The organism is Streptomyces sp. NPDC046831 (assembly GCF_040645305.1).
GTDB lineage: Bacteria > Actinomycetota > Actinomycetes > Streptomycetales > Streptomycetaceae > Streptomyces.
Genome location: NZ_JBEYXZ010000023.1, coordinates 47499 through 72056, shown reverse-complemented (window position 1 = coordinate 72056; position 24558 = coordinate 47499). Strand labels below are relative to the sequence as shown.

Sequence of the window (24558 nt, the reverse complement as noted above, 5' to 3'; positions counted from 1 at the left end):
CGCGCAACCGAAGGGCAGTCACCGTGACTGACACTGTCAACAAGGTCCCGGCCCCGCCGGTGCCGCCGGAGCAGATCAAGGCCGTTCCCGTGCGTCACTACGGCCGCTGGCTGGCCGGGGCGGCGGTCATCGCGATCCTGGCGCTGATCGTGACCGCGTTCTCCAACGCGGAGATCAACTACGGCATCATCCCGGACTACCTCACCGACGGCACCATCCTGTCCGGCGTCTGGCACACGCTGTACATCTCCGTGCTCGCCATGGTGCTCGGTCTCGTCCTGGGCGTGGTCCTCGCCGTGATGCGGATGTCGTCGAATCCGGTCACCAGCAGCGTGGCCTGGCTCTACATCTGGTTCTTCCGCGGCACACCGGTCCTGGTGCAGCTCCTGCTCTGGTACAACATCTCCCTCGTCTTCCCGATCCTCAACCTGGGGTTCTACAAGGACGAGATGAACCAGGTGATGACTCCGTTCCTGGCGGCTCTGCTGGGTCTCGGCCTGAACGAGGCCGCCTACATGTCGGAGATCGTCCGGGCGGGCATCCAGTCCGTCGACCAGGGCCAGACGGAGGCCTCGCACGCGCTGGGCATGACCCAGGGCAAGACGCTGCGGCGTGTGGTCCTCCCGCAGGCCATGCGCGTGATCGTGCCGCCGACCGGCAACGAGTTCATCAACATGCTGAAGACCTCGTCGCTGGCGTACGCGGTGCAGTTCAACGAACTGATCAAGCGGTCCACGGACATCTCCAGCACCTCGCTGGCGGTGGTCGAGATGTACTTCGTCGCGTCGATCTGGTACCTGATCCTCACCAGCGTCTTCTCCGTCGGCCAGTACTACCTGGAGCGCCGTTACGCCCGCGGTTCGACGCGCAGCCTGCCGCCGACCCCGTTCCAGCGCCTGAAGAGGAACCTCCGCCTGTTCGGTTCGTTCCGCCGCCCGGAGGTGGCCCGATGAGCAGCAGCCTCAGCAAGGACGTCGTCCGCAGCACCAGCGGCGCGCCCATGGTCAAGTCGGAGGGCGTGCACAAGTCCTTCGGGCCGGCGCACATCCTCAAGGGCATCGACCTGGAGGTGAACCCGCGCGAGGTGTTCTGCCTGATCGGCCCGTCCGGTTCCGGCAAGTCCACCTTCCTGCGGTGCATCAACCACCTGGAGAAGATCAGCGCCGGCCGGCTGTGGGTCGACGGCGAACTGGTCGGCTACCGGCAGAAGGGCGACCGGCTCCACGAGCTGAAGGAGAGGGAGGTCGCGGCGCAGCGGCGGGACATCGGCATGGTGTTCCAGCGCTTCAACCTCTTCCCGCACATGACGGCGCTGGAGAACGTCATGGAGGCGCCGGTCCAGGTCAAGCGCGAGTCGAAGGCGGTGGCCCGCGAGCGCGCCCAGGCCCTGCTGGACCGCGTCGGCCTCGGCGACCGCACGGGCCACTACCCCGCCCAGCTCTCCGGCGGTCAGCAGCAGCGCGTCGCCATCGCCCGCGCGCTGGCGATGCAGCCGAAGCTGATGCTCTTCGACGAGCCGACCTCGGCCCTGGACCCCGAGCTCGTCGGCGAGGTCCTCGACGTCATGCGGGACCTGGCGGAGGACGGCATGACGATGATCGTCGTCACCCACGAGATGGGCTTCGCCCGCGAGGTCGGCGACTCGCTGGTGTTCATGGACGACGGCGTGGTGGTCGAGTCCGGCCATCCGCGTGAGGTCCTGACGAACCCTCAGCACGAGCGGACGAAGTCCTTCCTGTCCAAGGTGCTCTAGCGGTTCGCCGCCGGCGCCGGCGCAGACGGAAGGGGCGGTACGGATCCTCCGTACCGCCCCTTCCGCTCACCGCGTCCCGGCCCTTCCGCTCGCCGCGTCCCGGCCCGTCCGCTCACGGGCCGGGCCCCGGCCTACTTCAGGGCCAGCAGCAGCGTGTCCGACGGCGAGCACCACACCGGCCGCGCCTCGGCGAAGCCCTTCTCGCGCAGGACGTGCGCGTGCCACGCCGCCGAGGGCATGTCACCGTCGGCGTGCTCACCGTAGATTTCGAAGCGGCGGGCCGTCGGCCCGGCGAGGACGGGGTCCTGGGCGGCGAGCTGCCACCACTCGGTCCAGTCGAAGGCTCCGGCCCGCCTGGTTTGCTCCACGCGGGCGTGCCGCAGGGCGCGTTCCGCCGCGTTGATCCGGGGCGTCGACTCGTCGATCATGCGGTCGGCGTTCATGAAGACGCCGCCGTCGCGGACGAGTCCGGCGACCGGCCGTAGAGGGCCTTGAGGGGTTCGCTGTGCAGCCAGTGCAGGGCCGTGGCGGTCAGGACGGCGTCGTAGGAGTCGTGCGGCAGCCGCGCCGGCCAGTCGGGGTCCTTCAGGTCGGCCGTGACGAGGGTGACCCGCTCGTCGCCCGCGAAGGTGCCCTGCGCGATGGCCGGCAGCGCCGGGTCGAGGTCGACGCCCGTGCCGGTGGCCCCGGGGAGGCGCGCGAGCAGCCGGGCGGTGATGCTGCCGGTGCCGCAGGCAAGGTCGAGGACGCGCGGCGCCGTGCCGACGAGGGCCTCCACCATGTCGAGCATGATCCGGAACCGTTCCTCGCGGTCCGGCATGTACCACTCCTGCTGCCGGTCCCAGCTGTCCTGCCAGGCCTGCCAGTCGGCCCCCGCGGTGCCGGCGGCTCCCGTGCCCGTGCCCGTGTCCGTCATCGTCTCCCCTCCCGCTCGTACGTCACGCCGCAGCCGTCACGCCATACGTAATAGGCTGGGACCACGACCGGCTGTTACCCACCGCATCCCTGACCGTAGAGCGCCTCCGTAAGGACTACAAGTGGAACTGGCCTATTACTCGGATTACGCGGTACGTCTCGTCAACAGCGAGGAGCCCGCCCGGGGCAAGGACACGCTGACCTCGGTCGAGGCCGTCCGGGACCTGTTCGGCGGCAACGCGTCGGCCGCCCGTCGCGCCACGGACGCCGACGTCACGCGCTTCCGGTCGGTCCGGGCCCGGCTGCGCGCGGTGTTCGAGGCGGCCGACGAGGGCGACGAGACCCTCGCGGTGGACCTGCTGAACTCCCTGCTGCTGGAGTTCCCGGTGAGCCCGCAGATCTCCGGGCACGACCACCGGGACGAGGACGGCCGCCCGCTGTGGCACATGCACCTGGCGGACCACCCGTCCAACGCGACCGCCGGCTACGCGGCCATAGCGGCGATGGGCCTGGCCTTCCACCTCACCGAGTACGGCGTCGACCGGCTCGGCCTGTGCCAGGCCGCACCCTGCCGCAACGCCTACCTCGACACCTCGACCAACCGCTCCCGGCGCTACTGCTCCGACCGCTGCGCGACCCGCGCCAACGTGGCCGCCTACCGCGCCCGCAAGCGCCTGGAGGCCGACCGCCCGGCCAGAACGGGCCGGGCGGCCGAAAGCGCCCAGCGCACCCGCGCCAGCGGTGAGAGCCGGCCGGCGCCGGGCGGCCGGTAGCGGAAGCGGACCTTGCCCAGGACCAGGTCCTCGGGCACGGTTCCGTAGTCGGTGCTGTCGCCCCCCGCGTACGCGTTGTCCCCCAGCACCCACCAGCCGCCCTCGCGGCGCTCCGCTGCGCGCTTGACGACGAGCAGGTCCTGCTGGAACGGGTGCCGCAGGACGACGACGTCGCCCGGGCGGATCCGGGCTCCGTACTGCACCACGAGCCGGTCGCCGTGGTACAGCGTGGGCACCATGGACGGCCCGGTCACCTCGGCCAGCCCGAAGGGCAGGACCGCACCCGCGCGGCCCGTCTCGCGCGACGACTCCGGCATCACCGGGCACCTCCCCTGGTCTTCCTCCACCAGTCTCCGTCTCGCCCCGGACTTTTGCCCTAAGCCCATGGGGGCACTCGCGAAAACAGGTCGTGCAGGGAGTAATGTCCCACCTGAGAAGACGATCACGAGGAAGGAATGCTCCATGCTTTCCCGCCTGTTTGCCCCCAAGGTCAAGGTCAGCGCGCACTGCGACCTGCCCTGCGGTGTGTACGACCCGGCCCAGGCCCGCATTGAGGCGGAGTCGGTGAAGGCCATCCAGGAGAAGATGGCCGGCAACGACGACCCGCACTTCCAGACGCGTGCCGCCGTCATCAAGGAGCAGCGCGCGGAGCTCGCGAAGCACCACGTGTCCGTGCTGTGGAGCGACTACTTCAAGGCGCCGCACTTCGAGAAGTACCCGGAGCTGCACCAGCTCGTCAACGACACCCTGAAGGCGCTCTCCGCGGCGAAGGCGTCCACCGACCCGGCCACCGGCCAGAAGGCGCTGGACTACATCGCCCAGATCGACAAGATCTTCTGGGAGACCAAGAAGGCCTGATCTTTACCCAGGCCCTTTGACCCGCGCTTTCGCGGGTCAAAGGGCCTGGCTGTCCGCACCCGGCCCGCGGGCCGCCGACCACGGCGTCCATGACGGCCCGGGTGCGGTCTTCTTCGCCCGGCCACAGGTGGGCGTAGCTACGCACGGTGATGACGGTGGACGCGTGGCCGAGGACGATCTGCACCTGTTCGACGCCCGCCCCGCCGGCGATGAGCGCGGAGGTGAAGACGTCGCGCAGGCCGTGGGTCACCATGTGCTGCGGCTGGACGGGCTTGCGCCCCTCACGCTCGGCAGCCGCGTTCTCCCCGCCTGGAGCGCCCTGCGAGCACAGTTCCACTCCGCCTGCCAGCGGCGGTAGTTGAGGGCTCCCCCCTCCTCCATGGTGAACAGCCACTCCCTGGGGGGCGGGCGGCGAGGTGCGCGAGGAGAGCATGGGTGACGACCTCTCCGGCCGGCACCGTACGTGGGGACTTGGCGGTCTCAGGCGGACCGATCTTCCCCGACTGGAGTCGCCGCCGCTCGACGCGGATGGTGCCGGCCTTGAGATCGACGTCCCACACCTTGAGGTTGAGCAGCTCGCCTATGCGCAGGCCGATGCGGCGAGCGACGAAGGATGGTTCCACCAAGGGCGACAACCGGTTCTCCGTACGGTTGACCGACGGCGACGACCATGAGACCGGCGGTCGCGGGCTCGACCAGATGTACACCCTCAACCGCGTGCTGGACGGCGACGCCTTCTACATCAAGGTCACCAACTAGCAGAAAGGCAGCGGCCCCATGGCGCTCCTGGCCGAATACCGTTGCAAGGCCACACCGGCCCGCCGCGTCGTGGAGGTCTACGACGCCGATGCCGATCTCAGCGATGACGACGCCATGGCCGCTGCCCGCAGGCAGGTGGTCGCCGGCAACGGCTACCACCTTTACCTCCTCAGCCTGCAGCCCGACATCGAAGTCGAGGTAGCCATCCGCGTCTGGGACATCGCACCCCACCCGCCCGCCGAGGCCGAAGGCCACGTTGCTGTCAGCATCGAGTCGGAGACCGGCGTCCTCGTCGTCAACCAACTGGAATACGGCCCGGCAGGGGAGATGACCCTGCCCCGCCCCGGCGTGTACGAAGGCCACACCTGGTGGGAGAACCGGCAGGCGACAGCCGACTACTACGCCACGACGCTCGACCACCCCACCGACGACACCTTCGAGGACCACCTCACCCAGGCGTGGAACAACCCCCCGGTCACCGAGCGCTACGTGGTGGACCTCGCCTACATCCGCGAACCGGAACCCGTCGACGACGAAGATCTGTAAGCCGGGCAATCCGCGCACAGTCCGCAGGACACCCAGCCGGGACCGTCGTACGCCATCGCCGGCCATCAGGAAAATACCGGCTCAACGACCTGCGGCAAGCATCACCGCGGGTCACCGGCCCGGCCTGTCAGTAGGGTGCGGTTTTTCTTCGCCCGGCCGCGGGTGGGCACGGTGCGTCGGCAACGAGGACGGGTAAGGGCCAGCCCGGTGAGCGCCGTACTCAGGGCGGGTCGTGGTGGGTGGTGACGGCGGTCACGGTGACCGCGACGGTGACCGGCTCGGCGCCGCCGTGGGCGGCGAGGTGGGAGGTGACGGCGGTGCGCACCCGGTCGTGGACGTTCCTGGCGGTGTCCAGCACCCGGTGGCCCGCGGTCAGGACGCAGCGCACCTCGATGTGCCATCCCGGGCCGTCCGGCGCCCGGTCGGCGCGGATGCCCGCCTCGGGCGGGATGGTGCGCGGCGTGGGGTCCCTCCCTGTGGGCGCGACGGCCGCCGCGAGGCGGTGGACGGGGCGGGGCTGGAGACCGGCCGTACCGGGCACCGCGAGGGCCGCCTCGGCCGCGATGCCGAGGAGAGCGGACGGGCCGGCGGCAGTCACCCCGCACCACCGCCCGCAGGAGGGCCGGAGCCCGCGGGAGGGCCGGAGCCCGCGGGGCCGGGCGGCGGCCAGGGCTCCAGCACGTCGACGACGGTGATGTCGACGGCCGTCACGGCCACTCCCAGGTCCTGTCCGGCCGAGTGCAGGACGGACCGGCGCACCTGACGGACCCGGTCCGGCAGCGGGCGGTCGAGGGCGGCGGCCACGGTCATGGTCACCCGCACGTCGGCGCCCTCGGGGACGAGCCGGCAGGTCGCCGCCCGCGCGCCGGGCACCGTGTCCGCGGCCCGCCGCAGCACCTTCGCCGCGGCGCTCTCGGCGATCCGCAGGTCCCGCTCCGGGTCGGGCAGCGGCAGCAGCGGTCCGGGCCGGACCTCCGCTTCGACGACGTCCATGACGCGGTCGGCGAGGGTGTCCAGGCCCGGCGGGGCCTCGGCGCGCAGGGCCCGGGTGGCCGCGTTCACCGCGGCCAGTTCCCCGACGGCCGCTCGGCAGTACGGACAGGACCCCGTGTGCGGGTCCGCGGCCGGTGCCGCGTCCCTCGCCTGCTCCCAGGCCCGGCTGAGGAGGCGGCCGCAGGGCAGTACCTCGTCACCCGGGAACGGGGACCCGCCGGCGGCGGCCGCACCGGTCCGGGACCCGTCGGCTCCGGAGAATTCCGGGGGCCTGGCGTGCGGGTCGTCTAGCGCCATGGGTCCATCGCCTCCTGGAGGGACCGGCGTGCCCTGAACAGTCTGCCCCGCACGGTCTGCTCACTGGTCCGTGTCACGTGGGCGATCTCCTTGTAGGTCAGGCCCTGCAGTTCCCTCAGCAGCCAGCAGACCCGCTGCCCGGCGTCCAGCTCGGCCAGCGCGCGGACCAGCGCGGCCGTGGCCGCGTCCTGCTCGGCGCACCGGGCGGGCTGGCTCCAGGCGTCGCCCGCCGCCGGTTCGACGACCGTCTCCAGGGACAGGGGCGGCGGCCGGCGACGCCGGACGGTGAGGCAGCGGTTGACGGTGATCCGGTGGATCCAGGTGCGGAACTCCGCGCCGTGGCGGTATTCCGGCAGTCGCCGCCAGGCGCTGACGAAGGCGTCCTGCACGGCCTCCTCGGCGTCCTGGGGGCTGTCGAGCATGCAACGCGCCAGGACCAGCAGCGACCGGCTGTGCCGCCGCACCAGGACGGCGAAGGAGTCCGTGTCCCCCTCGGCCGCCCGTACGGCCAGCAGCCGGTCCGGCAGATCGGCCTCCAGCGGTCGGAAACCAGTGCGTTCGGTCATGGCGCTCCCGCACAAGTCTCGGAAGCGGGCGAGTACCCCCTCACCGTCCTGTGACGCACGTCACAGCTCACGGACGTGAGAGATGTGCCGCCCGGTGTGTCCAACGTGGCGACGGACACCACGCCGGTGTCCGGCCGACCGAGCGAGGCGAACGCCATGACGGACAACATCACCAGCGTCGGCGGGGGCGACAGGCCCGACACGGGTGTGAGCGCGCTGAAGGGCCGCACCGGGGCCGGGGCTCCGGCCGAGACACGCGGCAGGACCACCATCGCGGACGGCGTGGTGGCCAAGATCGCGGGCATGGCCACACGCGAGGTGCCGGGCATCCACAGCCTGGGAGCGGGGATGGCCCGCGCCCTCGGCGCCGTGCGGGAACGCGTTCCCGGGACGGGCGGCGGCCTCACCCGGGGGGTGAAGGTGGAGGTCGGCGAGCGCCAGGCCGCGGTCGATCTGGACGTCGTCGTCGAGTACGGCGTCTCCATCGTCGACGTCGCCGGCGTCGTGCGCACCAACGTGATCAGCGCGGTGGAGCGGATGACGGGGCTGGAGGTCGTCGAGGTGAACGTGGCCGTCGACGACGTCCACCTGCCCGACGAGGAGGAAGAGGCCGCACCGGAAGAGGGCCGCGTGAGGTGATCCACCGTCGCGTCCCGGGCTCTTGCGGACCCCGCGCGGACGACGACCTACCTGTGCGAGACGGGTGAGTGCGTGATGAACACAGCGACGACGGGCCTGGCGGCCGGCATGGCCCTGGGTTTCGCCGGCTACTTCGGCGGCTTCTGGGCGTTCCTGCTGGTTCTGGTCCTGGGCGTGGCGGGGCTGATCGTCGGCCTCGCCGTGCAGGGCGACCTCGACCTGCGTGGCCGGAGGCAGCGGTGAGGACCCGGCCGGGTCCCCCGCTCCCCGGGGAAGGGCCCGGCCCGCCCGCGCGGGACACCGGCCTGCCTCCTCCGGCCGAACGGGGCGCCACCGTCATCCCGGACCGGGTGGTCGCCCGTATCGCCGCGCAGGCCGCACGCACGGCCCAGTCCCGGCGCGGGGCCGTGCCGCCCGGCCGGGGCGGACCGGCGAGGCCCGGCGCGACGGCGGCCACCCGGACCGGTTCCGTGCGCCTGCACCTGTCCCTCGACCTGCCCTATCCCACCGACATCCCGCACGTCTGCGAGCGGATCCGGCACGACGTCGCCGAACGGGTGGCTGAGCTGACCGGCCTGGAGGTGGGCGAGGTGACCCTCACCGTCCGGCGGCTGGTGAGCGCCGCCGAGACGGGGGGACGGGTCGGCTGAGCCCGCCGGCGGCCCCGGCCGCCGGACACGCCACGCAGAAGGAGGACCGGCCATGACATCCGACCCGGGACCTCCGGCTCACGGCTCCGCGCCGTCCGCGCGCCGGGCCGCGGTGCCGCTGACGAAGGACCCCGAGGAACCGAGGGAGCCGGCGGAGCCCGCTCCGCCCGACCCCGACACGCCGACTCCACCCGGCCCGACGGCCGGTGAGGGCGGCGGACGCCACCGGGGAGGCCGCCGGAGCCACCGCCCGTGGTCCGCGCGCCGGATCCCGGCCGCCCTGGCCGCCGCGGTGGTGCTCGTGGCGGCGGGCGCGGCGCTGATCGACGTCGTCGCCGTACGGGCGGGACGCCGTGCCTCGGCCTGGCGGCGGCAGCTGGCCGGCGAACTGGCCACCCGGCCCGTGGACGACCTGTGGATGCTCACGGGAGCCGCGGTGGCCGCCGCTCTCGGCGTCTGGCTGATCGTCCTGGCCCTCACCCCCGGTCTGCGCCACCAGCTGCCGCTGCGCTCCCCCGCCGGCTGCCCCCGGGTGCGGGCCTCCCTGGACCGCGACGGCGCCGCCGACCTGCTGCGCGACGCTGCCCTGCGGGTGCCGGGGGTCAGCGACGCGCACGTCCGGGTGCGCCGCCACCGCGTCAAGGTCCGCGCACGCGCCCGCTTCCGTGACATCCGGCAGGTGCGGGACGACCTCACCGCCGTCCTCCGCGACGAGCGCGACCGGCTCGCCCTCGCCCGCCCGCCCCGCATGGTCGTACGGGTGCGGCGACGCAGGAACTGACCGAGAACCCCCGAGCCGGAAAGGCCCGCACCATGACGCCGCGTCTGCTCAACCGCTGCCTGCTGGCCCTCGCCGGACTGGTCCTGCTCGGCGGCTGCCTGCTGGTCCTCTCCGCCGGGTTCGACGTCTACCGGCGACAGGGCCTGGTCCCGCCCCCCGGGTGGCCCCTGACCACGGCGGACGACGTCCTGCTCAGCTCCACCGACCGGATCCGCTGGAGCGGCCAGGGCTGGTGGTGGTGGCCCGCGGTCATCGCCGCGCTCGCCGTTGTAACCCTGCTGGCGCTGTGGTGGCTGCTCGCCCAGCTGCGCCGGCGCCACCCCGGGACACTGCCCGTCGGCGGCACGTCCCCGCAGGAGGGCGTCGAACTGCGCGACCGCGCGCTGAGCGACGCGATCGCCGCCGAGGCCGGTGCCCTGCCGGGGGTCGAGCACGCGGCCGTCCGCATCACCGGCCGGAGCGCCCGCCCCCGCACCCGCGTCAGGCTCACCCTCACCCCGCAGGAGGCCCCCGGCGCCGCCCTCGAAGCCCTCTGCGAGGGCCCGCTGCGCACCGCCCGCCGGTCCACCGGCTCCCCGGACATGCCCACCGAGGTCCGCCTGCAGGTCGCCCGCCACGGGCCGCACCGCGCGGAGTGAGGAGGCGGCGGGCGGGCGGCGGGGCCGTCCCGGGTGCGCGTCCGCGTCCCGTCCCGCCCGCCGAGCCGCCCGCCGGCACGACCCGCACTCCGGGTCGGCAGGGAACGCGCCACGGGCACAGCGGCCCGTGCACGCCGACGTGCTCGTTCCGGGCCGATCCGGCGCCGGCGGGGCGTCGTCGTGCCATGCTGGCCGGGTGACGCCAGAAGACCTGGTACGGCTGCGCCGGGCCCGTGACCGCATGGACCGCGAGTACGCCGCCCCGCTGGACGTGACCGCGCTCGCGCGTACCGCGCTCATGTCGCCCGGCCACTTCCAGCGCAGCTTCCGGGCCGCCTACGGGGAGACGCCCTACAGCTACCTGATGACCCGCCGGATCGAGCGTGCCAAGGCGCTGCTCCGGCGCGGCGACCTGAGCGTGACCGAGGTCTGCATGGCGGTCGGCTGCACCTCGCTGGGGTCGTTCAGTTCCCGCTTCACCGAGCTGGTGGGCGAGACCCCGAGCGCCTACCGGGCGCGATCGCACGAGGACGGTGCGGCGATCCCGCCCTGCGTGGCCCGTGCCTTCACCCGCCCCGGGCGGGCGGGCCCGCGCGCCGCGGGCCTAGGTTGAAGGCATGGACCTCAAACTCCGCCAGTGTTTCATCGCCGTGGACGACCACGACAAGGCGCTCGCGTTCTACCGGGACGTGCTGGGCCTCGAGGTGCGCAACGACGTGTCCTTCGAGGGGATGCGCTGGGTGACCGTCGGGTCGCCACTCCAGCCGGACGTGGAGATCGTGCTGGAGCCGCCCGCCGCCAACCCGGACGCCTCCCCCGCCGACAAGGAGGCCATGGCAAGACTGCTGGCCAAGGGCGTGCTGCGCGGGGTCATCTTCACCACCGCCGACTGCGACGCGCTCCACCAGCGGGTGCGCGAACAGGGCGGCGAGGTCGTCCAGGAACCGATGGACCAGCCCTACGGCGTGCGCGACTGCGCGTTCCGGGACCCCGCGGGGAACCTGCTGCGGTTCATGGAGCGTTCCGGCGGCTGAGGAACGGCCGCTGCACCTGCTGAGGTCCCCCGAGTGCTCCGATTCCTCCTCGGGGCGGGTGCCCGACGCCCCCGTCGTCGGTCGGCTTCCGGGTCCGGGGGCGTCCCTCGGCTTCCGCCCAGCCCGCCGCCGGCCCGCCCTCCGCTCTCCGGTGCCCACAGGGACCGGTCCCCGACGGCCGGGGCGCGCGGTGCTTCAGGGCTGCTTCGGGGACGGCTGGTCGGCGGACCGGCCGGGGGCAGGTCGGGCGGCGGCGGAGGAGCCGGGGTCCGGGACGGCGGGGGCGGAGGCGGGGCCTTCGTACGCCGCGCACCCGGTGTTCCGGCACGGCCCGGGCTTCCACACCGGCACCCACGCGCCCAGCGTCTTGTGACGCCGGACGACCGTCTCCACGGGCTGCCCGCAGGACGGGCAGACGTGCTTCTCGTCCATGTCCTCAGCGTAGAACCGGCGGCCACGGGGCGCCGCCCGACGCACGTCGCCGCGGTAGCGGCTGCTCCCGGAGCGCCCGGCGCCCACGGCATCCGGGACGGTGTGCGCCCGGCGCCCACGGCATCCGGCTGTCCGCCCGGCGCGGTGGGCCGCTGGGGCCGGTGAGCGCAGGACCGTGGCGACGGCGGCTCAGCGGCAGGGTGCGTACGCCGCCTCCGCCGGCGACCGGCCCCGGACGTTCCGCGGGGGCGTTCCGGCCGGTGTCTCAGACCCGCGGCTCGCGCCACATCGGCCACATCCGCGGACCGTCGGGCAGGTCCAGGGTGCGGTCGGTGAAGGCGAAGCCGAGGCGCTCGTACAGCCGGGCGCTGCGGGCGCTGCTCGCCTCCAGATAGGCCGGCAGCCCCGCGCGGTCGCAGCGGTCGAGGACGTGCCGGACGAGTGTGGTGCCGAGGCCCTCGCCCTGGCGGGCGGGTGCGACGGCGATCATCCAGAGGTACTCGTGGGCGCGGCCAGCGGGGTGCGCCTCGGCCGTCAGCCGGGCGATCCGTTCGACGCGCTCGTTCGCCGGGTCGACGCCCTCACGCAGCCGTACGGCGTCGTCCACCTCCCCGGACGCGCCACCGGACGCGCCGCCGTCCTCCGCATGGTCGCCGGCGGGCACGGACAGCCACAGCGCGCACGCCGACCCGTCCTCGGTGATGTCGATCCGGCCCTCGGCGAACACGATGTCGGTGAAGGCGGCCATCAGCCGGTGGTGCGTCGCACGGCGGTGCTCCCGCTCCGGGAAGACCCAGCTGCTCACGGGGTCGTCCTGGAAGGCCTCGTCCAGCAGCCGCACGACCAGTGCGCGGTCGTCCTCGCCGGCCGCGCGTACCGCCACACCCATCTGTCCGCCCCTTCAGCTCAAGCCGCCTGCCTCTGACGGGAGTTGAGCCTACTGGGTGCCGATCGAGGGAGCGGGTCCCGCACACCGTGGGGAAGTGCGGGACCCGCCGGTCCGGCGCCACTGGCGGCCGTACGGGGTCAGGGACCGTACGGTCCCGGTGGCACCGGGGTCCTCGGTGCCGGCGCCGGGGTCAGCTGGTGCGCCGGGTCACGAACTCGGCCAGGGCGAGCAGGCCGCCGGCGGCCTCCGGGTCCGGGACGGCACGGGCCAGCTCGTCCAGGGCCCGGGCCATCCGGTCGGCCGCCTGGTCCTGCGCCCAGTCCCGCCCGCCGGCCCGTTCCACCGCGCGTGCCGTGCGCTCCGGTTCTCCGTCCTCCTCCCGGTAGGGCTCGGCGTACAGCTCGGTGAGTTCGGCGGCCGCCGGGGTGCCGGAGGTGAGCGCGGCGACCACCGGCAGGGACTTCTTGCGGGCGATCAGGTCGGCACCGGCCGGCTTGCCGGTACGGCCCGGGTCCCCCCATATGCCGATCACGTCGTCGATGAGCTGGAAGGCCAGCCCGGCCTGGCGGCCGAACGCGTCCAGCGCCTCGACGTCCTCCCCCGCCGCCCCCGCGTACAGCGCGCCGACGGCGCAGGCGCAGCCGAGCAGCGCGCCCGTCTTGGCCTCGGCCATGGCGAGCACCTCGGCGAGCGTGACCTCGCCGGGTGCGCGTGTCTCCAGAGCGGTGTCGGCCTGCTGGCCCGCGCACAGCTCCACCACGCAGGCCGCGAGCCGGGCGGCGGCCGCCCGGGACGCCGGGTGGGGATCCTCGGCGAGCACACCCAGGGCGAGTGCCTGGAGAGCGTCCCCGGCGAGGATCGCGTCGGAGTCCCCGAACACGGTCCACACCGTGGGCCGGTGGCGACGCGTCGCGTCCCGGTCCATCACGTCGTCGTGCAAAAGCGTGAAGTTGTGGACCAGTTCCACCGCGGCCGCGGCCCGTACCGCCGCCGCCCGTGGTCTCTCCCCGCCGAGCGCCGCCGCCGCGGCGAGGACGAGCGCGGGCCGGACAGCCTTGCCCGCGGGCGCCGCCGACGGTGTGCCGTCCGCCTCTTGCCAGCCGAAGTGGTAGGACGCGATCCGGCGGATCTCACCGGGCAGCGACTCGACGGCCGACCGGAGTGCGGGGTCCACCGCCTCCCTGGCACGGTCCAGGATCACCGCCGCGTCCTGCGCGTCGCCGGGTCCGTCCGGACCGGTGCCGGCGACCTCGACGGAGCGCGGTGGCGCCCCGGCGGGTGATGCGGGCGGTGGCGCTCCCGCCGGACGCGGCACCATGGCGGGACGGGGCTTGGGAATGGGGCGCTGCGTGGTCTCCGTCATGAACTCGGCCATGGCGTCCCCCTCGGAGAGTCCGCGGACGGTGGCGCTTGCGGTGCCGGCACTCGGGGCGTACTCCCGGGATCTACCCGTCCCGGCCGGCGGGAACACCGCGTACGGGCGGACGGTGTCAGCTCCAACGCCCGACCTCGACGTTCTCCAGGACGCCGAGCGCGTCCGGCACCAGGACCGCCGCCGAGTAGTAGGCGGTGACGAGGTACTTGATGACGGCCTGTTCGTTGATGCCCATGAACCGGACGGACAGGCTCGGTTCGATCTCGTCCGGGATGCCGCTCGCCCTCAGGCCGATGACGCCCTGGTCCTGCTCGCCGGTGCGCAACGCGATGATCGAACTGGTCCGGGCCTCGCTGACGGGGATCTTGTTGCACGGGAAGATGGGCACGCCCCGCCAGGTGGGGATGCGGTTGCCGCCCATGTCGATGGTCTCCGGGACCAGTCCCCTCCGGTTGAGCTCGCGGCCGAACGCGGCGATCGCCCGCGGGTGGGCGAGGAACAGTTTGGTGCCGCGCCGCCGGCTGAGCAGTTCGTCCATGTCGTCGGGGCCGGGCACGCCGTCGTGCGGCTGGATGCGCTGGTCGTACTCGCAGTTGTGGAGCAGCCCGAACTCCGTGTTGTTGATCAGTTCGTGCTCCTGGCGCTCCTTCAGCGCCTCGACGGTCAGGCGGATCTGCTGCTCCGTCTGGTTCATCGGCTGGTTGTAGAGGTCGGCCACGCGCGAGTGGATGCGCAGGACGGTCTGGGCGATGCTCAGCTCGTACTCGCGGGGGCTGGCCTCGTAGTCGACGAAGGTGTGGGGGATGTCCGGCTCGCCGTTGTGGCCGGCGGCCAGCTCGACCTCCTTCTCGCCGTACTTGTTGGTGCGCTGCGCGGGGATCGAGCGGAGCCTCTGCAGGTGGTCGCGCAGGGACTGCGAACGCTCCGCGACCTGCTCGAAGTCCTGACGGGACAGGACGAGCACCGTGCACGCGGTGTCCGCACGGGCCGTGTACTCCCAGATGGCGTCCGGGTCGAGCAGCGCCTGCTCGCCGAAGTGGGCCCCGTCGGCGAGGACGCCGAGGACCTGGTCGTCCCCGTACGGCCCGGTGCCGATCTTCTCGACCCTGCCGTGCGCCAGCAGGAAGACCTCGTCGGCCTGGTTGCCGAACGAGGCGATCACCTGTCCGGCTCCGATGGCCCGCTGCCGGCAGCGCCGGGCGAGCTCGGAGAGCACCTCCTCGTCCTCGTACGCCCGCAGCACCGGCAGTTCGCCGAGCTCCGCGGGGATGACCTCGACCCGTTCGCCGGTCTTCACGAAGGTGATGCGGCCGTCGCCGACGGCGTAGGTCAGCCGCCGGTTCACCCGGTACGTGCCGCCCTGCACGTCGACCCAGGGCAGCATGCGCAGGAGCCAGCGCGAGCTGATCTCCTGCATCTGGGGAACGGACTTGGTGGTGGTGGCCAGGTTCCGCGCGGCCGCGGTGCCGAGGCTCTGCTGCGGCCGGCCCTGCTCCGTGCGGACCTCTTCGCCTACCGACATAGAGAATTGCCCTCCCGGTCATGCCCGGCGCTTCAGAAGCCGGGCATCGATGTGCGTGAGCAAGCCTTCCATCACGGAGCGTGCCCGTGCCATTACCCGAAAGAGCGGGAATGGATCACCACCGCCCAGGGCAGGACGGCGCCCCGCCCGGGAGGCGGAAGGGGCCGCCCGCGCCCGCCGCCCACGACGGCCGCAGGACCCTGGCCGAGGGGCCGGCCCGCGGCCCCTCGGTGACAATGGGCGGGTGACCAGCCCCGCCGCCGGCCTCGCCGACCTCGCACCCCGGCTCCCGTCGCCCCTGCAGGAGGTCGCCGACGACCGGTTCACCGGCCGCGGCCTGCGCCTGCTGCTCAAACGGGACGACCTGATCCACCCCGAGCTGATCGGCAACAAGTGGCGCAAGCTCGCCCCGAACCTGCGCGCCGCGGCCGGCCGGCCGATCGTCACCTTCGGCGGCGCGTACTCCAACCACCTGCGCGCCACCGCCGCCGCGGGACGCCTGCTCGGCCTGCCCACCGTGGGCGTGGTCCGCGGCCAGGAGCTCGCCTACCGCCCCCTGAACCCCTCGCTCGCCCGGTGCGTGGCCGACGGCATGCGCCTGCACTTCGTGGACCGGGCGACGTACCGGCGCAAGGCCGAGCCGGAGACCCTCGCCGCGGTCCTGCGCGCCGCCGGTGCGGGCGACGCCCACGTCGTCCCCGAGGGCGGCAGCAACAGCCTCGCCGTACGCGGCTGCCGCGAGCTCGGCCGCGAACTGCGCGGCCGCACCGACGTCGCCGCCGTGGCCTGCGGCACCGGCGGAACCCTCGCGGGCCTCGCCGCCGGGCTGGCCCCCGGCCAGCGGGCGCTCGGGATACCGGTCCTCAAGGGAGGCTTCCTGGGCGCCGGCGTACAGGCCCTGCAGGAGGAGGCGTTCGGGGCCCGCCGCGGGTCCTGGTCCCTGGACGACCGCTTCCACTTCGGCGGTTACGCCCGCACCGGCCCCGAACTCGGCGCCTTCGCGGAGGACTTCACCGGGCGCCACGGCGTGCCCGTCGAGCGTCTGTACGTCGCCAAGCTGCTGTACGCACTCGTCCGCCTGGCCGAGGAGGGCGCCTTCCCGCGCGGGACGACGATCACCGCGGTCGTCACCGGCCGGCCGTTCCCCCCGTCGTGACGCGCCCGGACGATTCCGACCGGCCCGGCCTCCCCCGGGCGCGCTCCGTCGGGCCTAGGCGGCCGCCTCGCGGTAGGCGGCGGCCTCCTCCAGGTCGAGTCTGCGCAGCAGCGTCCGCAGCATCTCGTCGTCGATGTAGCGGCCGTCCCGCAGCCGTACGAACACCGACCGCTCGGTGCTGATCACCTCCCGGGACAGTCTGCGGTAGGTGTCGTCGACGCTCTCCCCGGTGACCGGGTTGACCTGCCCGAGCCGCTCCCACACGGCGTTGCGGCGGCGCTCCAGCGCCGAGCGGAGCCGGTCGGCCAGTGGCCCGGGCAGGGCGTTGCGCTCGTCGGCGAGCAGTTCCTCCAGGCGCTGTTCGGCGGCCCGCGAGGCCTGGGCCTGGGCGTTGGCCTCGGCGAGGGTCACGGCCTGCGCGTCACGGCCGGGGAACCGCAGCATCCGGATCAGCGGCGGCAGCGTGAGGCCCTGCACCACCAGCGTCCCGATGACCGTGGTGAAGGTCAGGAACAGCAGCAGGTTGCGCTGCGGGAAGGGCTCCCCGCCGTGCAGGACGACGGGGATCGAGAAGGCGATGGCCAGGGAGACCACGCCCCGCATGCCGGCCCAGCCCATGACCATCGCCCCCTTCCAGGTGGGGTTCTCCTCGCGCTCCCGGATCCGCCGCGAGAACCTCCGCGGCAGGAACGTCGCCGGGTACACCCAGACGAACCGGGTCGCGACGACGACCAGGAAGAGGGCGACCGCGTACCAGGCCGCGGCGGCGCCCTGGTCGCGGCCCAGGCCGGCCGTCACGACGTGGAGCTGCAGCCCGATCAGCGCGAACACCGCCGACTCCAGGATGAACGCCACCATCCTCCACACCGCCTCCTCCTGGAGCCTGGTGGCGAAGTCGACCTCCCACGCGCGGTGCCCGAGGTAGAGGGCGACCGTGACGACCGCGAGGACGCCGGAGGCGTGCAGCTGCTCGGCGACGCCGTACGCGACGAACGGGATCAGCAGGGAGAGGGTGTTCTGGAGCAGCGCCTCCTTCAGGTGCGTGCGCAGCCAGTGGAGCGGCGCCATCAGCACCAGCCCGACACCGACGCCGCCGAACGCCGCGAGCAGGAACTCGCCGATGCCCCCGGCCCAGGTCGCGCCCTCGCCCACGGCGGCCGCGAGCGCCACCTTGTAGGCGGTGATCGCGGTGGCGTCGTTGAGCAGGGACTCGCCCTGGAGGATGGTGGTGATCCTCGAGGGCAGCCCGACCCGGCGCGCGACCGCCGTCGCCGCGACCGCGTCCGGCGGTGCGACCACGGCGCCCAGCACCAGTGCCGCCGTCAGCGGCAGCCCCGGCACGATCATGTACGCGGCCCAGCCGACCACGAACGTCGCGAAGAGCACGTAGCCCACCGACAGCAGTGCGACGGGCCGCAGTTGCGCCCGCAGGTCGAGGTAGGAGCTCTCGATGGCCGACGTGTAGAGCAGGGGCGGCAGCAGCAGCGGCAGGACGACCTCGGGATCGAGGGCGTAGTCGGGCACCCCGGGGATGTAGGAGGCCGCCAGTCCGACGGCGACCAGCAGCAGCGGCGCCGGCACCGGGGTCCGCCGGGCGGCCCCGGCCACCGCGGCGCTGCCCGCCACCAGCAACAGCAGCGGCATCGTGTTCATCGCCCACCCGCCCTTTGTTTCTGCGCGCGGCCACCCGTACAGCCGTCGTAACCTGGCAATCATGAAACAGTGCACGCACGCCGGCGCGCTGCCGCACCCCGAGCCCGAGCCGATGAGCGAGACGTGCCCGGAGTGCCTGGCCGACGGTACGCACCCGGTGCAGTTGCGGCTCTGCCTGACCTGCGGGCACGTCGGCTGCTGCGACTCGTCGGTCGGGCGGCACGCGACCCGGCATCACGAGGACACCGGGCACCCGGTGATGCGGACCTTGGAGCCCGGCGAGGACTGGCGCTGGTGCTTCGTCGACCACGTGCTCGCGTGAGCGGGAATCCGGACGGTTCGACCGTCTGACGTCTGGGTACGTCAACCCGGCACACGCTGTTACCGATTGGGCCCGCGAACCCTCTAGCCACGGAGCGTGTTCGGAGCTTTACTATGAGTGACAGCGTGGGGCCGGGGTCCCGGGACAGTAATGTCACGAGCGCGGTAGCGTCACCGCAGAACCACGAATCGCGTTGGCCCGGGGGGCGACCCCTCGGCCCCGAGCAAGCATGTACTCCCCTTGGAGGTGAGGGTGTCCCAGAACGCAGGCGAGCCCGCGACCCAGGACTTCGTGGAAGTCCGGCTGCCGGCTGCGGGTGCCTACCTGTCGGTGCTGCGTACGGCCACGGCCGGCCTCGCGGCCCGCTTGGACTTCACCCTGGACGAGATCGAGGACCTGCGCATCGCCGTGGACGAGGCCTGCGCGATCCTGTTGCAGCAGGCCGTGCCCGGCTCGGTGCTCAGTTGCGTCTTCCGGCTCGTCGACGACTCGCTGGAGGTCACCGTCTCGGCCCCGACGACGGACGGTCACGCCCCCTCGCGGGACACCTTCGCCTGGACCGTGCTGTCCGCCCTCGCGGGCAAGGTCTCCTCCGCGGTCGACGACGACAAGACCGTGTCGATCAGCCTCTACAAACAGCGCGGCGCCGGACCCGGGCCGGCGTGAGGAACGGGGACGGGCCGGTGCGGGACGAAGAGCGCGGCACACGGGGGCTGCCGGCCGGGGACGGGACGACGCCGTCCCGTCCGGAGGCGGCCGAGGGCAGGGCGGAGGGCGGCCCGAGCGGGTCGGCCGCATCTCGGCGCGCGGCGGGCGGCATCGACGGCATCCCCGAGCAGGCCAGACCGCATCCGGAGGACGACCCCCTGGGGGCACGCCTCGCGCGCGACGGGCAGCGGGAGCAGGATGGTGCCCCGCCGGACGCACCTCCGGCGCGGGAGGGGGCCGCCCCTGGCCACGGGGGTCCCCCCGCTCGTGCGGGGGAGGGGGCGAGGGCTCGGGGAAGGGCAACGGGCGGGACGATGAGCGAGCACGAGCGATTCTCAGAGGACGACGCGCACGGTCTGCCGGGCGCGCACGGCGCACCGCACGATCCCCAGAACCGCACGGGCGCGCGCACCCTGTTCGTCGAACTGCGTCAGCTGAACCAGGGCGACCCGCGCTACGCGGAGCTGCGCAACCAGCTGGTCCGTATGCACCTGCCGCTCGTCGAGCACCTCGCCCGCCGCTTCCGCAACCGCGGGGAGCCGCTGGACGACCTGACCCAGGTGGCGACGATCGGCCTGATCAAGTCCGTCGACCGGTTCGACCCGGAGCGCGGCGTGGAGTTCTCCACGTACGCGACCCCGACGGTGGTCGGCGAGATCAAGCGGCACTTCCGGGACAAGGGCTGGGCGGTCCGCGTGCCGCGCCGGCTGCAGGAGCTGCGCCTGGCGCTCACCACGGCCACGGCCGAGCTGTCCCAGTTGCACGGCCGCTCCCCCACGGTGCACGAGCTCGCGGAGAAGCTCGCCATCTCCGAGGAGGAGGTCCTGGAGGGCCTGGAGTCCGCCAACGCCTACTCCACGCTGTCCCTGGACGTGCCCGACACGGACGACGAGTCCCCGGCGGTCGCGGACACCCTGGGCGCGGAGGACGAGGCGCTGGAGGGCGTGGAGTACCGCGAGTCGCTGAAGCCGCTCCTGGAGGACCTGCCGCCGCGCGAGAAGCGCATCCTGCTGCTGCGCTTCTTCGGCAACATGACCCAGTCGCAGATCGCGCAGGAGGTCGGGATCTCGCAGATGCACGTGTCGCGGCTGCTGGCACGCACGCTGGCGCAGCTGCGGGAGAAGCTGCTGGTGGAGGAGTAGCCGCTGCGGCCCGCCCTCGGCGGGCCCGGCGCCCGGCGGAACCCACCGAACAGGCCGACACCCCCCGGGCCCGGCGGAAGCCACCGAACAGGCCGACGCCCCGCGGGCCCGGCGCCCGGCGGAACCCACTCGACGGGCCGACGCCCCCACGGACCCGGCCTCGGCGGGCCGGCGGGGCGCAAGGCCCCCAGCCGATCCAGGTGCCGCGCGCGACCGCGCTTTGCGTCCGCCGGGCGAAGGCGGCGCTACCGCTTGGGTTCGTCCGCGCGGCCCGGTCCCCGGATGCCGAGGGCCTGGCCCGTCGCCCGGTTCGCCAGCAGGACGAGCCCCGCCACCGCGACGACCGCCAGCCCGATGCCCGCCGGGACGGCCACGCTGTCGGCCTGGAGCAGGCTGTAGGCCACCGGAAGCGCCATGAGGTGCGTGACCACGGCGGGACCCCGGCTCCAGCTCCGCCGCAGCAGCAGCCCCCGCGCGGCCAGCAGGGGCAGCAGCGCCAGCACGACCAGGGTGATTCCGCCGGTGAGCGCCTGCTGCCGGTCCTCGGAGTCACCGAGGCCGAGGACGAGCATCCAGACCCCGGCCACGACGAGCGCCAGCCCCTCCAGCGCGGACAGCGCCGCCGCACAGGTCAGCCGCCAGGGGCGCGGCCCGGCGGCGTCCGTGGTCTCGTTGGGGTTCCGCTCGCTGCTCACCCCAGAAGCGTAGCCCGCAGGGCGTGCGCCCCCGTGGGGAGGCTCACGTCCGCACCTCTTACCCGATCCCTACCTGCCCTGGGCCGAGTACCGCCCAGTAGGTACGCTGCCCCCATGCGTGCACTTCTCGTGGTCAATCCGGCGGCAACCACCACAAGCGCACGTACGCGCGACGTCCTCATCCACGCGCTCGCCAGCGAGATGAAGCTGGAGGCGGTCACGACCGAGTACCGGGGGCACGCCCGCGACCTCGGCCGGCAGGCCGCGCTGAGCGAGGACGTCGACCTGGTCGTGGCGCTCGGCGGCGACGGCACCGTCAACGAGGTCGTGAACGGCCTGCTGCACCGCGGCCCCGATCCGGAGGGCCTGCCCCGTCTCGCCGTGGTCCCCGGCGGTTCCACCAATGTCTTCGCGCGCGCCCTGGGCCTGCCCAACGACGCCGTGGAGGCCACCGGGGCGCTCCTGGACGCCCTGCGCGAGGGCAGCGAGCGCACCGTCGGCCTGGGCCTGACCTCGGGGACGCCGGGCAGTGAGGACGAGGCGGTCCCGGCGCGCTGGTTCACGTTCAACGCGGGGCTGGGCTTCGACGCGGGCGTGGTCGGGCGGGTCGAACAGCAGCGTGAGCGCGGCAAGCGGTCCACACACGCTCTCTACGTGCGTCAGGTGGTCCGTCAGTTCCTCGGCGAGCCGCACCGCCGGCAGGGCACGATCACACTGGAGCCGGAGGACGGGGACGCGGTCACCGATCTGGTGGTCGCCATAGTCTCGAACACCTCGCCGTGGACGTTCCTCGGCAATCGCCCCATGTACACGTCGCCTCAGGCCTCGTTCGACAAGGGACTCGACGTACTCGGTCTCAGCCGCCTGTCCACGGCCGCGGTTGCCCGGTATGGCACCCAGTTGCTCACTTCGTCCCCGGAGCGGGGACCCCATGGCAGGCATGCCGTCCCACTGCACGACTTGACGCGGTTCACCTTGCATTCGAAGGTGCCACTGCCTCTCCAGATGGACGGTGACCACCTGGGGCTGCGTACGAGCGTGACGTTCACAGGCGTACGGCGTGCACTGCGTGTGATTGTGTGAGCAGAACGGGCCAAAGTCCTTTCACTCGAACGTTTAGGCCAGGATCCACCCCATGGAAGTACGGCTGTGACCTAGTCGACACCGAGGAATCAAAAAAAACTTTCTGGAAGGGGTTGTATCCGCCGCTGAGGTTTGCGAGTCTCTACCTGGCGATCGGGACGGCCCACCACAGCGGGCTCCCAGAGATCACCGGAACCCCTCTTCAACTCAAAGGACCACGGTCAGGGAGACCTGGCGGTCGGCCCTTCACTTGTTGAGGGATTCGTGAAAGCGTTCACATTCACAAGCAACCTGCACGTAATACCAAGGAGAGGTAGCAGCCATGGACTGGCGTCACAACGCCGTTTGCCGCGAGGAAGACCCCGAGCTCTTCTTCCCCATCGGCAACACCGGTCCTGCGCTGCTGCAGATCGAGGAAGCCAAGGCCGTCTGCCGTCGCTGCCCGGTTATCGAGCAGTGCCTGCAGTGGGCGCTCGAGTCCGGTCAGGACTCCGGCGTCTGGGGTGGTCTCAGCGAGGACGAGCGCCGCGCCATGAAGCGCCGCGCCGCCCGCAACCGGGCCCGTCAGGCCTCCGCCTGACAACACCCACCCCGCTCGACAGCCTGAGCTTGGCGGCGCGTACAGCGAGTACGCATCTCCCGCCCCCGAGCCGCAGCGCGCAGTACCCCCGATGCTCCCCCGGGCTCTCACAGCAGGGGGTACCCCCATCGACAGCGCACGAAGGGCCTCGGACCGTCACCGGTCCGAGGCCCTTCGTCATGTCGGCATGCCGGCCCGTTCGGGGACCGGCCGGGGCGTCCCGTGGGGCGTGGCGCCGCGCCGCGAAGTCGCCCTGCCCGCACGCTACTTGTGCGCCTGCACCGGGATGTCGAGGATCACGCGGGTGCCGCGCTCCGGGGCGGCGACCATGTCGAAGCTGCCGCCCAGCTCCCCCTCGACCAGGGTGCGCACGATCTGCAGGCCGAGGTTGCCGGAGCGGTGCGGGTCGAAACCCTCGGGCAGGCCGATGCCGTCGTCCTGCACGGTGACGAGCAGGCGCGCCTCGCGCGTGGTGCCGCCGCGCACCGCGGAGACCTCGACGGTGCCGGTCTCGCCCTGGCGGAAGCCGTGTTCCAGGGCGTTCTGCAGGATCTCGGTCAGCGCCATCGACAGCGGGGTCGCCACCTCGGCGTCCAGGATGCCGAACCGGCCGCTGCGCCGGCCGGTGACCTTGCCCGGCGAGATCTCGGCGACCATGGACAGCACCCGGTCGGCGATGTCGTCGAACTCCACCCGCTCGTCCAGGTTCTGCGACAGCGTCTCGTGCACGATCGCGATCGACCCCACCCGGCGTACCGCCTCCTCCAGGGCCTCGCGGCCGCGCTCCGACTCGATCCGCCGGGCCTGCAGCCGCAGCAGGGCCGCCACGGTCTGGAGGTTGTTCTTGACCCGGTGGTGGATCTCCCGGATCGTCGCGTCCTTCGTGATCAGCTCCCGCTCTCGGCGGCGCAGCTCCGTCACGTCCCGGAGCAGCACCAGCGAGCCGATGCGCGTGCCCTTGGGCTTGAGCGGTATCGCCCGGAACTGGATCACCCCGTCGTTGGCCTCGATCTCGAACTCGCGCGGCGCCCAGCCGCTGGCCACCTTGACCAGCGCCTCGTCCACCGGCGCCCGGGACGGCGCGAGTTCGGCGGTGGTCATGCCGAGGTGGTGCCCGACGAGGTCCGAGGCGAGGCCGAGGCGGTGGTAGGCGGAGAGGGCGTTCGGTGAGGCGTACTGCACGGTGCCGTCCGCGTCGAGCCGGATCAGGCCGTCGCCGACCCGGGGTGAGGCGTCCATGTCGACCTGCTGGTCCGGGAAGGGGAAGGCACCGGCCGCGATCATCTGCGCCAGGTCGGAGGCGCTCTGCAGGTAGGTCAGCTCCAGCCGGCTCGGGGTGCGGACGGTGAGCAGGTTGGTGTTGCGGGCGATGACGCCGAGCACACGCCCCTCCCGCCGCACCGGGATCGACTCGACGCGGACCGGGACCTCCTCGCGCCACTCCGGGTCGCCCTCCCGCACGATCCGGCCCTCGTCGAGGGCGGCGTCCAGCATGGGCCGGCGGCCGCGCGGGACGAGGTGGCCGACCATGTCGTCCTGGTAGGAGGTGGGGCCGGTGTTCGGCCGCATCTGGGCGACGGAGACGTAGCGCGTGCCGTCGCGGGTGGGGACCCACAGGACCAGATCGGCGAAGGAGAGGTCGGAGAGCAGCTGCCACTCCGAGACCAGCAGGTGGAGCCACTCGAGGTCGGAGTCGTCGAGGGCGGTGTGCTGGCGTACGAGTTCGTTCATGGAGGGCACGTCTGCGAGCGTACCCGGGGGTCCGGCCGGGGTCCGAAACCGGCGGGGGCGGGAGGCGT

General features: G+C 72.9%; 30 protein-coding genes and 2 pseudogenes. 19 read left to right on the top strand and 13 right to left on the bottom strand.

Features of this window, described 5'->3' with window-relative positions; genetic code table 11:
• Nucleotides 1-23 precede the first annotated feature (23 nt).
• Nucleotides 24-953 (top strand): amino acid ABC transporter permease, encoded by a 930-nt coding sequence (locus tag ABZ920_RS20215; RefSeq protein ID WP_361506511.1) that lies wholly within the window; start codon nucleotides 24-26, stop codon nucleotides 951-953.
• On the top strand, nucleotides 950-1753 hold the full coding sequence (locus ABZ920_RS20210) for an amino acid ABC transporter ATP-binding protein (protein WP_361506508.1): 804 nt from the start codon (nucleotides 950-952) through the stop codon (nucleotides 1751-1753). Before ABZ920_RS20215 ends, ABZ920_RS20210 begins: the two co-directional genes overlap by 4 nt.
• A 131-nt stretch (nucleotides 1754-1884) precedes the next feature.
• On the opposite strand, the pseudogene ABZ920_RS20205 reads toward ABZ920_RS20210, so the two are convergent.
• Nucleotides 1885-2669: pseudogene (locus ABZ920_RS20205) on the bottom strand (class I SAM-dependent methyltransferase).
• Between the two features lie 121 nt (nucleotides 2670-2790).
• Between ABZ920_RS20205 and ABZ920_RS20200 the strand changes: the two are divergent.
• The gene (locus tag ABZ920_RS20200) at nucleotides 2791-3441 is read left to right on the top strand and encodes a CGNR zinc finger domain-containing protein (RefSeq protein WP_361506506.1); all 651 of its coding nucleotides are present in this window, start codon (nucleotides 2791-2793) and stop codon (nucleotides 3439-3441) included.
• On the opposite strand, the gene sodX is transcribed toward ABZ920_RS20200, so the two are convergent.
• The gene (sodX, locus tag ABZ920_RS20195) at nucleotides 3324-3758 is read right to left on the bottom strand and encodes a nickel-type superoxide dismutase maturation protease (RefSeq protein ID WP_361506504.1); all 435 of its coding nucleotides are present in this window, start codon (nucleotides 3756-3758) and stop codon (nucleotides 3324-3326) included. The genes ABZ920_RS20200 and sodX overlap by 118 nt on opposite strands.
• Before the next feature lie 145 nt (nucleotides 3759-3903).
• Here sodX and sodN point away from each other — a divergent pair, with 145 nt between their 5' ends.
• On the top strand, nucleotides 3904-4299 hold the full coding sequence (sodN, locus tag ABZ920_RS20190) for a superoxide dismutase, Ni (RefSeq protein ID WP_361506502.1): 396 nt from the start codon (nucleotides 3904-3906) through the stop codon (nucleotides 4297-4299).
• 52 nt (nucleotides 4300-4351) lie between these two features.
• Here the strand turns inward: sodN and ABZ920_RS20185 are convergent.
• Nucleotides 4352-4898, bottom strand: a pseudogene (locus ABZ920_RS20185) (tyrosine-type recombinase/integrase); the annotation flags it as partial.
• Between ABZ920_RS20185 and ABZ920_RS20180 the strand changes: the two are divergent.
• Together ABZ920_RS20180 and ABZ920_RS20175 are read left to right on the top strand one after the other, a co-directional pair.
• A complete protein-coding gene (locus tag ABZ920_RS20180; RefSeq protein ID WP_361506499.1) occupies nucleotides 4894-5058 on the top strand; it encodes a hypothetical protein in 165 nt (54 codons plus the stop codon). The pseudogene ABZ920_RS20185 and the gene ABZ920_RS20180 overlap by 5 nt on opposite strands.
• An 18-nt stretch (nucleotides 5059-5076) precedes the next feature.
• On the top strand, nucleotides 5077-5604 hold the full coding sequence (locus ABZ920_RS20175; protein WP_361506496.1) for a hypothetical protein: 528 nt from the start codon (nucleotides 5077-5079) through the stop codon (nucleotides 5602-5604).
• 220 nt (nucleotides 5605-5824) lie between these two features.
• Here ABZ920_RS20175 and ABZ920_RS20170 read toward each other — a convergent pair whose 3' ends face one another.
• The 3 genes from ABZ920_RS20170 to ABZ920_RS20160 are packed head-to-tail and all read right to left on the bottom strand — an operon-like array spanning nucleotide 5825 to nucleotide 7460.
• Nucleotides 5825-6202 carry a hypothetical protein gene (locus ABZ920_RS20170; protein WP_361506494.1) on the bottom strand — a complete coding sequence of 126 codons (378 nt, stop codon included), beginning with the start codon at nucleotides 6200-6202 and terminating at the stop codon, nucleotides 5825-5827.
• Nucleotides 6199-6894, bottom strand: a complete 696-nt coding sequence (locus ABZ920_RS20165) for a hypothetical protein (protein ID WP_361506491.1) — start codon at nucleotides 6892-6894, stop codon at nucleotides 6199-6201. The genes ABZ920_RS20170 and ABZ920_RS20165 overlap by 4 nt, the downstream gene beginning before the upstream one ends.
• Nucleotides 6885-7460 carry a sigma-70 family RNA polymerase sigma factor gene (locus ABZ920_RS20160; RefSeq protein ID WP_361506488.1) on the bottom strand — a complete coding sequence of 192 codons (576 nt, stop codon included), beginning with the start codon at nucleotides 7458-7460 and terminating at the stop codon, nucleotides 6885-6887. The genes ABZ920_RS20165 and ABZ920_RS20160 overlap by 10 nt, the downstream gene beginning before the upstream one ends.
• Nucleotides 7461-7616: 156 nt before the next feature.
• Between ABZ920_RS20160 and ABZ920_RS20155 the strand changes: the two genes are divergently transcribed.
• The 7 genes from ABZ920_RS20155 to ABZ920_RS20125 all read left to right on the top strand — a co-directional run bounded on the left by ABZ920_RS20155 (nucleotide 7617) and on the right by ABZ920_RS20125 (nucleotide 11202).
• A complete protein-coding gene (locus ABZ920_RS20155) occupies nucleotides 7617-8099 on the top strand; it encodes an Asp23/Gls24 family envelope stress response protein (protein ID WP_361506485.1) in 483 nt (160 codons plus the stop codon).
• 75 nt (nucleotides 8100-8174) lie between these two features.
• Nucleotides 8175-8342, top strand: coding sequence for a hypothetical protein (locus tag ABZ920_RS20150; protein WP_361506482.1), 168 nt, complete (start codon nucleotides 8175-8177; stop codon nucleotides 8340-8342).
• Complete coding sequence (locus ABZ920_RS20145) at nucleotides 8339-8749, top strand: Asp23/Gls24 family envelope stress response protein (RefSeq protein WP_361506479.1); 411 nt, start codon at nucleotides 8339-8341, stop codon at nucleotides 8747-8749. Before ABZ920_RS20150 ends, ABZ920_RS20145 begins: the two co-directional genes overlap by 4 nt.
• Before the next feature lie 52 nt (nucleotides 8750-8801).
• Nucleotides 8802-9530 carry a DUF6286 domain-containing protein gene (locus tag ABZ920_RS20140; RefSeq protein ID WP_361506476.1) on the top strand — a complete coding sequence of 243 codons (729 nt, stop codon included), beginning with the start codon at nucleotides 8802-8804 and terminating at the stop codon, nucleotides 9528-9530.
• Nucleotides 9531-9562: 32 nt separating this feature from the next.
• Nucleotides 9563-10168 (top strand): alkaline shock response membrane anchor protein AmaP, encoded by a 606-nt coding sequence (amaP, locus tag ABZ920_RS20135; protein ID WP_361506473.1) that lies wholly within the window; start codon nucleotides 9563-9565, stop codon nucleotides 10166-10168.
• 196 nt (nucleotides 10169-10364) lie between these two features.
• Nucleotides 10365-10781: a helix-turn-helix transcriptional regulator gene (locus ABZ920_RS20130; protein ID WP_361506470.1), complete on the top strand. Its 417-nt coding sequence runs from the start codon at nucleotides 10365-10367 to the stop codon at nucleotides 10779-10781.
• Between the two features lie 4 nt (nucleotides 10782-10785).
• Entirely contained in the window at nucleotides 10786-11202 is a 417-nt protein-coding gene (locus tag ABZ920_RS20125) for a VOC family protein (protein WP_361506467.1), read from the top strand.
• 195 nt (nucleotides 11203-11397) lie between these two features.
• On the opposite strand, the gene ABZ920_RS20120 is transcribed toward ABZ920_RS20125, so the two are convergent.
• The 4 genes from ABZ920_RS20120 to ABZ920_RS20105 form a co-directional block, all read right to left on the bottom strand.
• Entirely contained in the window at nucleotides 11398-11634 is a 237-nt protein-coding gene (locus ABZ920_RS20120) for a hypothetical protein (protein ID WP_361506464.1), read from the bottom strand.
• Nucleotides 11635-11899: 265 nt separating this feature from the next.
• Complete coding sequence (locus ABZ920_RS20115; protein ID WP_361506461.1) at nucleotides 11900-12523, bottom strand: GNAT family N-acetyltransferase; 624 nt, start codon at nucleotides 12521-12523, stop codon at nucleotides 11900-11902.
• A gap of 190 nt (nucleotides 12524-12713) precedes the next feature.
• Nucleotides 12714-13898, bottom strand: a complete 1185-nt coding sequence (locus ABZ920_RS20110) for a family 2 encapsulin nanocompartment cargo protein polyprenyl transferase (protein WP_361506459.1) — start codon at nucleotides 13896-13898, stop codon at nucleotides 12714-12716.
• A gap of 115 nt (nucleotides 13899-14013) precedes the next feature.
• Entirely contained in the window at nucleotides 14014-15420 is a 1407-nt protein-coding gene (locus ABZ920_RS20105) for a family 2B encapsulin nanocompartment shell protein (RefSeq protein ID WP_361506456.1), read from the bottom strand.
• Between the two features lie 244 nt (nucleotides 15421-15664).
• On the opposite strand from ABZ920_RS20105, the gene ABZ920_RS20100 reads away from it, so the two are divergent.
• On the top strand, nucleotides 15665-16576 hold the full coding sequence (locus ABZ920_RS20100) for a pyridoxal-phosphate dependent enzyme (protein WP_361506453.1): 912 nt from the start codon (nucleotides 15665-15667) through the stop codon (nucleotides 16574-16576).
• Nucleotides 16577-16630: 54 nt separating this feature from the next.
• Here ABZ920_RS20100 and ABZ920_RS20095 read toward each other — a convergent pair whose 3' ends face one another.
• The gene (locus ABZ920_RS20095) at nucleotides 16631-18229 is read right to left on the bottom strand and encodes a Na+/H+ antiporter (RefSeq protein WP_361506451.1); all 1599 of its coding nucleotides are present in this window, start codon (nucleotides 18227-18229) and stop codon (nucleotides 16631-16633) included.
• 61 nt (nucleotides 18230-18290) lie between these two features.
• On the opposite strand from ABZ920_RS20095, the gene ABZ920_RS20090 reads away from it, so the two are divergent.
• From ABZ920_RS20090 to ABZ920_RS20080, 3 genes are all read left to right on the top strand, one after another.
• Nucleotides 18291-18551, top strand: coding sequence for a UBP-type zinc finger domain-containing protein (locus ABZ920_RS20090; RefSeq protein ID WP_361506448.1), 261 nt, complete (start codon nucleotides 18291-18293; stop codon nucleotides 18549-18551).
• Between the two features lie 252 nt (nucleotides 18552-18803).
• Nucleotides 18804-19217 (top strand): anti-sigma regulatory factor, encoded by a 414-nt coding sequence (locus ABZ920_RS20085; protein WP_361506447.1) that lies wholly within the window; start codon nucleotides 18804-18806, stop codon nucleotides 19215-19217.
• 17 nt (nucleotides 19218-19234) lie between these two features.
• Nucleotides 19235-20401: a SigB/SigF/SigG family RNA polymerase sigma factor gene (locus ABZ920_RS20080; RefSeq protein ID WP_361506444.1), complete on the top strand. Its 1167-nt coding sequence runs from the start codon at nucleotides 19235-19237 to the stop codon at nucleotides 20399-20401.
• Between the two features lie 245 nt (nucleotides 20402-20646).
• Here ABZ920_RS20080 and ABZ920_RS20075 read toward each other — a convergent pair whose 3' ends face one another.
• Entirely contained in the window at nucleotides 20647-21096 is a 450-nt protein-coding gene (locus tag ABZ920_RS20075) for a hypothetical protein (protein WP_361506441.1), read from the bottom strand.
• 114 nt (nucleotides 21097-21210) lie between these two features.
• Here ABZ920_RS20075 and ABZ920_RS20070 point away from each other — a divergent pair, with 114 nt between their 5' ends.
• The gene (locus tag ABZ920_RS20070) at nucleotides 21211-22179 is read left to right on the top strand and encodes a diacylglycerol kinase family protein (RefSeq protein WP_361506438.1); all 969 of its coding nucleotides are present in this window, start codon (nucleotides 21211-21213) and stop codon (nucleotides 22177-22179) included.
• A 322-nt stretch (nucleotides 22180-22501) separates the two neighbouring features.
• On the top strand, nucleotides 22502-22759 hold the full coding sequence (locus tag ABZ920_RS20065) for a WhiB family transcriptional regulator (protein WP_003992873.1): 258 nt from the start codon (nucleotides 22502-22504) through the stop codon (nucleotides 22757-22759).
• Between the two features lie 264 nt (nucleotides 22760-23023).
• Here ABZ920_RS20065 and ABZ920_RS20060 read toward each other — a convergent pair whose 3' ends face one another.
• Nucleotides 23024-24490, bottom strand: a complete 1467-nt coding sequence (locus ABZ920_RS20060) for a PAS domain-containing sensor histidine kinase (RefSeq protein ID WP_361506613.1) — start codon at nucleotides 24488-24490, stop codon at nucleotides 23024-23026.
• Nucleotides 24491-24558: the final 68 nt, after the last annotated feature.